General features: G+C 63.4%; 7 protein-coding genes. All 7 read left to right on the top strand.

Going from position 1 to position 8,354, the window contains the following annotated elements; translation table 11 throughout:
* Nucleotides 1–173: 173 nt before the first annotated feature.
* The 7 genes from EN949_RS12545 (at nucleotide 174) to EN949_RS12510 (ending at nucleotide 8,354) form a co-directional block, all read left to right on the top strand.
* On the top strand, nucleotides 174–875 hold the full coding sequence (locus EN949_RS12545) for a response regulator transcription factor (protein ID WP_013528337.1): 702 nt from the start codon (nucleotides 174–176) through the stop codon (nucleotides 873–875).
* A 20-nt stretch (nucleotides 876–895) separates the two neighbouring features.
* A complete protein-coding gene (locus EN949_RS12540; protein ID WP_013528336.1) occupies nucleotides 896–2,680 on the top strand; it encodes a sensor histidine kinase in 1,785 nt (594 codons plus the stop codon).
* A 17-nt stretch (nucleotides 2,681–2,697) separates the two neighbouring features.
* On the top strand, nucleotides 2,698–3,159 hold the full coding sequence (locus tag EN949_RS12535) for a hypothetical protein (protein ID WP_013528335.1): 462 nt from the start codon (nucleotides 2,698–2,700) through the stop codon (nucleotides 3,157–3,159).
* Between the two features lie 164 nt (nucleotides 3,160–3,323).
* Nucleotides 3,324–3,725 carry a PTS sugar transporter subunit IIA gene (locus EN949_RS12525; RefSeq protein ID WP_010912939.1) on the top strand — a complete coding sequence of 134 codons (402 nt, stop codon included), beginning with the start codon at nucleotides 3,324–3,326 and terminating at the stop codon, nucleotides 3,723–3,725.
* A complete protein-coding gene (locus EN949_RS12520) occupies nucleotides 3,722–4,018 on the top strand; it encodes an HPr family phosphocarrier protein (protein ID WP_013528333.1) in 297 nt (98 codons plus the stop codon). Before EN949_RS12525 ends, EN949_RS12520 begins: the two co-directional genes overlap by 4 nt.
* Before the next feature lie 180 nt (nucleotides 4,019–4,198).
* The gene (gene ahcY / locus EN949_RS12515) at nucleotides 4,199–5,599 is read left to right on the top strand and encodes an adenosylhomocysteinase (protein ID WP_013528332.1); all 1,401 of its coding nucleotides are present in this window, start codon (nucleotides 4,199–4,201) and stop codon (nucleotides 5,597–5,599) included.
* Between the two features lie 199 nt (nucleotides 5,600–5,798).
* Nucleotides 5,799–8,354, top strand: coding sequence for a PAS domain-containing sensor histidine kinase (locus EN949_RS12510; RefSeq protein WP_013528331.1), 2,556 nt, complete (start codon nucleotides 5,799–5,801; stop codon nucleotides 8,352–8,354).

Raw genomic sequence — 8,354 nt, 5'->3', positions numbered from 1 at the left:
GCCCAAAGGATTGGCGATGTACGTTCGTCCAATCCATGTCGAGGTAGGATTGTGGCCGCCGGCATGCCGCGCGTGACAGCGGACAAGGCCTATGCCACATTTTGTACCTAATTTGTCCTGCAAAAGCCCCTTCTCTACGACAGAAGGGACAGCTCATGAGGGAGCCGCTTGAAATGGCAACAATCGCGCTTGTCGATGACGACCGCAACATTCTGACATCGGTGTCGATCGCCCTGGAATCCGAGGGGTATCGCGTCGAGACCTACACGGATGGTGCGTCGGCGCTGGAAGGCCTGGCGGCACGCCCGCCGAACCTTGCCATTCTCGACATCAAGATGCCGCGCATGGACGGCATGGAACTGCTGCGCCGGATGCGCCAGAAGTCCGACCTGCCGGTGATCTTCCTGACCTCCAAGGACGACGAGATCGACGAATTGTTCGGTCTCAAGATGGGCGCCGACGATTTCATCCGCAAACCCTTCTCACAGCGCCTGCTGGTCGAGCGCGTGCGCGCCGTGCTGCGCCGCGCCAGTGCCCGCGAGGCTGCAGCCAAGACGCCAAGCCAGCAGGCCCGCTCTCTCGAGCGCGGCCAGCTCGTCATGGACCAGGAGCGCCACACCTGCACCTGGAAAGGCGAGCCGGTGACGCTCACCGTCACCGAGTTCCTGATCCTGCATTCGCTGGCGCAGCGTCCCGGTGTCGTAAAAAGCCGTGATGCGCTGATGGATTCGGCTTATGATGAACAGGTCTATGTCGACGACCGCACCATCGACAGCCACATCAAGCGGCTGCGCAAGAAGTTCAAGGCCGTCGACGACGACTTCGAGATGATCGAAACCCTTTACGGAGTCGGATACCGGTTCCGCGAAGCATAAGTAGCAGGGCCTGCTATTCGATGGCAGTGGAAGCACAGCGAACAAGACCGGCGGGCGCCTCCAGGCGGCCGTCGCGGATCATGCCGTCCTTCGTCTCGAAGATCACGGTGCCGATGCGCCGCTTCCTTGGCCATCACATCTTTTCCAGCCTGACGCGGCGTATCCTGTTCCTCAACCTTGCCGGCCTCGCCGTGCTGGTGACCGGCATCCTCTATCTCAACACCTTCCGCGACGGGCTGATCGACGCCCGCGTCGAAAGCCTGATGACCCAGGGCGAGATCATCGCCGGCGCCATCGCCGCTTCGGCGACGGTCGAGACGGATTCGATCAGCATCGACCCGGAAAAGCTGCTTGAACTGCAGGCCGGCGAAAGCCTTGGGCCGGGCTCGGACCAGCTCGACAATCTCGACTTTCCGATCAACCCGGAGCGTGTCGCACCGGTGCTTAGAAGGCTGATCTCGCCGACCAGGACCCGCGCCCGCATCTATGACCGCGACGCCAATCTGCTGCTCGATTCGCGCCACCTCTATTCGCGTGGCCAGATCCTGCGCTACGACCTGCCGCCGGTCGAGGAAGAAGAGCCCGATCTGGTCGAGCGCATCCAGAAATTCGTCTTCGACTTCTTCCGCAACACCGAGCTGCCGGTCTATCACGAGCAGCCGGGCGGCAATGGCGCCGCTTTCCCGGAAGTGGTCAAGGCGCTCACCGGCAGCCCTTCGACCATCGTGCGCGTCAGCGAGCAGGGCGAGCAGATCGTTTCGGTGGCGGTGCCGATCCAGCGCTTTCGTGCCGTCCTGGGCGTGCTGATGCTGTCGACCGAAGGCGGCGACATCGACAAGATCGTCGCCGCCGAGCGCAAGGCGATCCTGCGCGTCTTCGGCATCGCGGCCCTTGTCACCGCCATCCTGTCGATGCTGCTCGCCTCGACCATCGCCAATCCGCTGCGCCGGCTGTCGGCGGCGGCGGTGCGAGTGCGGCGCGGCGTCAAGAGCCGTGAGGAGATCCCCGACTTTTCCGACCGCCAGGACGAGATCGGCAATCTGTCGATCGCCATACGCGACATGACCAACGCGCTCTACGCCCGGATCGAGGCGATCGAAAGCTTCGCGGCCGATGTCTCGCACGAGCTGAAAAACCCGCTGACGTCGCTGCGCAGCGCGGTGGAGACCTTGCCGCTGGCCAAGAACGACGATTCGCGCGGCCGGCTGATGGATATCATCCAGCACGATGTCAGGCGGCTGGACCGGCTCATCACCGATATTTCCGACGCATCGCGCCTGGACGCGGAACTCGCGCGTGAAGATGCGGGAACGGTCGATTTGAAGAAATTCATCACCGATCTGGTCGCCGTTTCGCGCGAAGCGACGCGCAACAAGAAGGCGGTCGAGATCGAGTTCAAGGCCGCCAAACTGCCGCAGGGCGTCAAAGGCTATGTCGTCGTCGGCCATGATCTGCGCATCGGCCAGGTCATCACCAATTTGATCGAGAACGCCCGTTCCTTCGTTCCCGAGGATCATGGCCACATCAGCCTGTCGCTGGCGCGTGCCGGCAAGTTCAACATCGTCACCGTCGACGACAATGGCCCCGGCATCCGCGCCGACAACATCGACCGCATCTTCGAACGCTTCTACACGGACCGGCCGGCCGGCGAGGCGTTCGGCCAGAATTCGGGCCTTGGCCTGTCGATATCCAGGCAGATCGTCGAGGCCCATGGCGGCACGCTCACCGCCGAGAACATCCCCGGCACCAAACCCGGCGAGATCAAGGGCGCGCGTTTTGTGGTGACGTTGCCGGCCGAAGGCTGAGAGCATGAATTCCAACCATGCCTGGTCCAGCCGTGCAGCCTGAAAACATTCACGCGACAATGGTTTTGATCGGCGAGCGCGGCATTCTCATCACCGGAGCCTCCGGCTCGGGCAAGACGGCGCTGGCGCTGGCGCTCATAGATCATTGTCGCCAGCGCGGATCGTTCGCGCGGCTCGTCGGTGACGATCAGCTCTTTGTCGAGGCGCATGCCGGGCGGCTTCTGTGCCGCGCTCCCGCCGCCATAGAAGGCCTCGTCGAGGTGCCTGGGCTCGGCCCCCGGCCTCTGCCATTCGAGCCGGCAGGCCTCGTCGACCTGCATGTCCACCTGGTGCCGGCCGATGAAGCGCCGCGCTTCCAGGAGGATGCCGCTAGCAGCATCGTGGGTTGTCTGGTGCCACAGGTCGATGTGGTCGAACGCAATATCCCGGCGGCCTTACCGGTCGTGATGGCGCGGCTGTCGATCGCGCCTTTTCTATGATCCGCTCCGGGTTTTTTGCTGCAATGCGTCAAAATGGCATGCGCCTGCGCAATTTTGGGCTTGTCAACGGGCCGCGCGTCGACAAGATAGCGCTCCCGCCGCCTGGATTGGCTGGCGAGCATAAAATGCGCCTGTGAAGCGGCGATGACGGGAGCCACCAAAGAATGATCGGACTCGTGCTTGTAACGCACGGTCAACTGGCCACCGAGTTCCGACATGCCGTCGAACATGTCGTCGGGCCACAAGACAATTTCGAAACCGTGGCGATCGGTGCCGACGACGATATGGAGCAGCGTCGGCGCGACATTGTCGACGCGGTTGCCCGTGTCGACACCGGGGCGGGCGTCATCGTGCTGACCGACATGTTCGGCGGCACGCCCTCCAATCTTGCCATCTCGGTGATGGAGTCCGGCCGCACCGAGGTGATCGCCGGCATGAATCTGCCGATGCTGATCAAGCTCTCCTCGATCCGCAAGGGCGACAACATGGCGGCCGCCCTTGATGAGGCCCAGGCCGCCGGTCGCAAATACATCAATGTTGCCAGCCAGCTCCTGAGCAGCAAATGACCGCGCTGTCCCCGGAAAAAGATCAGATAGTCCGGGATTTTCCCATCATCAACCAGCGCGGCCTTCATGCGCGCGCTTCGGCGAAGTTCGTCCAGCTGGCCAGCGGCTTCGATGCCTCGGTGCATGTCGAGAAGGATGGCGTCAAGGTTGGCGGCACCTCGATCATGGGCCTGATGATGCTGGCGGCAAGCCCCGGCTATTCGATCCGCGTCACCGCCAGCGGGCCGGAGGCCCAGCAGGTCATCGACGCCCTGGAGCAACTGGTGGCGTCCCGCTTCGGCGAGGAATGCTGATCTGGTAGAGCGCGATATGCGTCCGAGAGACATGCAGGGATAAAGATTTCTTTATATCCCATTGTCGTCCTTGCTCCGATCTGCTAGTCAGGCCGGCAATTCGCGCCCTTGGACGCGCCGACCGGCGCGGGCGTGTCCGCAACAAATTCGCAAGCACAACATTCGCATCGGAGTACTGCCATGACGGGTAGCAAGGACTATGTGGTCGCCGACATCTCGCTTGCCGGCTGGGGCCGCAAGGAACTCGAGATCGCCGAAACCGAAATGCCGGGCCTGATGGCCTGCCGTGAGGAATTCGGCCCCAAGCAGCCGCTCAAGGGTGCGCGCATCACCGGCTCGCTGCACATGACCATCCAGACGGCGGTGCTGATCGAGACGCTGAAGGCGCTTGGCGCCGATATCCGCTGGGCCTCCTGCAACATCTTCTCGACCCAGGACCATGCGGCCGCGGCCATCGCCGAGGCCGGCATCCCGGTGTTTGCCGTCAAGGGCGAGTCGCTGGAGGAGTATTGGGACTACACCGACAAGATCTTCCAGTGGGCCGATGGCGGCCTCTCCAACATGATCCTCGATGATGGCGGCGACGCCACCATGTACATCCTGATCGGCGCCCGCGCCGAGGCCGGCGAGGACGTGCTGTCCAACCCGCAGAGCGAGGAAGAGGAATATTTCTACGCCCAGGTCAAGAAGCGCCTGAAGGCTTCGCCCGGCTTCTTCACCAAGCAGAAGGCGGCGATCCGCGGCGTCACCGAAGAGACGACCACCGGCGTCAACCGCCTCTACCAGCTGCAGAAGAAGGGCCTGCTGCCCTTCCCCGCAATCAACGTCAACGACTCGGTCACCAAGTCGAAGTTCGACAACAAGTATGGCTGCAAGGAATCGCTGGTCGACGGCATCCGCCGCGGCACCGACACGATGATGGCCGGCAAGGTCGCTGTCGTGTGCGGTTATGGCGACGTCGGCAAGGGCTCGTCGGCCTCGCTCAAGGGCGCCGGTGCCCGCGTCAAGGTCACCGAGGTCGATCCGATCTGCGCCCTGCAGGCTGCGATGGACGGTTTTGAAGTCGTCACGCTGGAAGATGCAGCCCCCACCGCCGACATCGTCATCACCACCACCGGCAACAAGGATGTCGTCACCCTCGACCATATGCGCTCGATGAAGGACATGGTCATCGTCGGCAACATCGGCCACTTCGACAATGAGATCCAGGTCGCCGCGCTGCGCAATTTGAAATGGACCAACGTCAAGCCGCAGGTCGATATGATCACCTTCGCGGACGGCAAGCGGATGATCCTTTTGTCGGAAGGACGGCTGCTCAATCTCGGCAACGCCACCGGCCACCCGAGCTTCGTCATGTCGGCATCCTTCACCAACCAGGTGCTGGCGCAGATCGAGCTCTACACCAAGCCCGGCCAGTACGAGAACCAGGTCTATGTCCTGCCCAAGCATCTCGACGAAAAGGTCGCCCGCCTGCATCTCGACAAGCTCGGCGCCCGCCTGACCGAACTGTCGGGTGAACAGGCCGCCTATATCGGCGTCACGCCGCAGGGTCCGTTCAAGCCGGAACACTACCGCTATTAACCAAAGCTAAAATTACTACCAGATATTGAGGCCGGGCGATTGACTTTTCGCCCGGCCTTATTTTTGCGCGCCATCAGCCTTCACGCCGATTCGGCGAGGGGTTATTGTCAGGTGATTCGGCGATGCTTCCAGCCCGAGAGGGTCAAGAGAGGCACGCATCAGGGCGGTCTTGCATTCAGGCGGCGGAGAGGACCAAGACATGCCGGGGCAACACCCGCACAGAGCGGGACGGGCCGTTTCCGGCGGCCATGACGATTCGGGGATTGCTGGCTCCGCCCTGGAAGGGGGGAGCCTGTCCTGGCGCGCCCGCGCGTCGACATTCCTTGCCACCTCCGCGCTCGCGGGGCCCTTGGCCGGCGCCGCCGCGCATGCCGAGACCGCTGTTGCCAGCGTCGCCGGACTGTCGGTGAGTGCCATTGATGTCATGCAGCTTGCAGTGTTCGTCGGCGTGACGGGTGCCGCACTGATATCGGCCATCGTTCTCATCCGCGAAAGAGCCCGCACCTCGGCGGAGAATGTCGAACTCAGGAGCCGCCTCGCCGACATCAACGCGGCGCTCCGCCGTTCCGAGGCGCTGCTCAATCTGCGCGACCAGCGCGTCGTCGTCTGGGCTGCGGAAAACAAGAAGCCCGAGCTCATCGGCACATTGCCCGTCGAAAGCGGCGCTCCCGAGGATAGGGCCGCTTTTCTTGCTTTCGGCCGCTGGCTGATGCCGCGTTCGGCGGCGGCACTCGAACATGCCGTCGCGGGATTGCGCGAAAAGGCCAAACCCTTCGACCTGGTCATCGAATCGCAGGCCGGTGCGCCGCTCGAAGTGCATGGCCGCAAGAGTGCCGCGCATGTGCTCGTGCGTTTCCTCTCGCTCTCGGAGACGCAGCGCAGCCAGGCCAGACTGAAGATCGAGAACCAGCGGCTGGCCGCCGACCACGACACGATGATCGGCCTGCTCGACGCGCTGAACATGCCGGCGTGGCTCCGCGGCGAGGATGGCGGGCTGAAGTGGGTCAACCGCGCCTATGCCGATGCCGTCGAAGCCGAAAATGCCGAAGCCGCGGTTCGGGAGAAGAAAGAGTTCCTCGGCGGCCAGGCGCGCGATGCGATTGCCGCCCAGCACAGGACGCATCCGGTTTTCGAGCAGTCGCTGTCCACCGTGATCGAAGGCGACCGCCGTGTGTTCGCGGTCACCGATTTCGCCGGCAGCGATGGCTCGGCCGGCCTTGCCTGCGACACCAGTGCCATCGAAGCCGTTCGCGGCGAATACGAACGGACGGTGCGAAGCCACGCCGACACGCTCGACCAGCTCAACACGGCGGTCGCCATTTTCGACACCGACGAGAAGCTGCGGTTCTTCAACCAGGCCTTCCAGAAGCTTTGGGGCCTGGAGGCAGGCTTCCTGCACAGCGCTCCAGACAATGCCTTGCTGCTCGACCGGCTGCGCAGCGAAGGCAAGATCGCCGAACAGCCTGAATGGCGCCGCTGGAAGGAAGGCCTGCTCGGCGCCTATCGCGCTGTGGAATCCCAGGAACATTGGTGGCATCTGCCGGATGGCAAGACCATCCGCGTCGTCGCCAATCCGCAGCCCAAGGGCGGCGTCACCTGGGTGTTCGAGAACCTGACCGAGAAGATGGACCTCGAGAGCCGCTACCAGACAGCGGTGCGGGTCCAGGGCGAGACGCTCGACAATCTTGCCGAAGGCGTAGCGGTGTTCGGACCCGACGGCAGGCTCCGGCTGTCGAATCCTGCCTTTGCCACGCTCTGGGGATTGAGCGGCGAAGCGGCCAAGCCCAGCGTCCATGTTTCCACCATCCGCGACCTTTGCGACCGGCAGGCGGCGGACAGCCCCTGGCCCGGCTTTGTTGCCGCCGTCACCGGCTTCGACGACGAGCGCCGCGACCGCCACGGACAGACCGAGCTCAACAACGGCAACGTGTTGAGTTACGCCATGATCCCGCTGCCCAACGGGCAGGTGATGATGACCTTCGTCGACGTCACCGACAGCGTCCATGTCGAGCGGGCGCTGAAGGACAAGAACGAGGCGCTGCAAAAATCCGACCAGCTCAAGAACGAATTCGTCCAGCATGTTTCCTATGAACTGCGCTCGCCGCTGACCAACATCATCGGCTTCACCGAACTCCTGTCACAGCCCACGACCGGTCCGCTGACGCAGAAGCAGCGGGAATATGTCGAGCATGTCAGCTCCTCCTCCGCGGTCCTGCTCACCATCGTCAACGACATACTCGACCTGGCGACGGTGGACGCCGGCATCATGCAGCTCGATATTTCCGAGGTGCAGGTCGATCGCACCATCGCCGCTGCGGCCGAACTGGTGGCCGACCGGCTGGAAGAGCATTCGATCAGGCTCGAGGTTGAAGCAGCCTCGGCGCCGAAGACGTTTCACGGCGATGAGGTCCGCGTCCGCCAGATCCTCTACAATCTGCTCAGCAACGCCGCCAATTACGCCCCGGAAGCCAGCACCATCCGGCTCACTTGCCGCCATCTGGCGGACGGGGTGGAATTCTCGGTCCATGACGACGGTCCCGGTATGCCGCCCGATGTGCTCGATTCGGTGTTCCGCCGTTTCGAGCCGCGCGCCAATGGCGGCCGCCGGCGCGGCGCCGGCCTCGGCCTGTCGATCGTCAAGAGCTTCGTCGAGCTGCATGGCGGCAGCGTTCGCATCGAAACCGGCAAGGACAAGGGCACGACCGTCATCTGCACCTTTCCAGACATGCCGGGCATCCGTGCCGCGGCCGAGTAG

It is taken from the genome of Mesorhizobium sp. M7A.F.Ca.US.007.01.2.1 (genome assembly GCF_003998165.1).
Taxonomy (GTDB): domain Bacteria; phylum Pseudomonadota; class Alphaproteobacteria; order Rhizobiales; family Rhizobiaceae; genus Mesorhizobium; species Mesorhizobium ciceri.
Note: the sequence above shows the minus strand (reverse complement) of the source record. Positions and strands in the feature narration are given on the sequence as shown.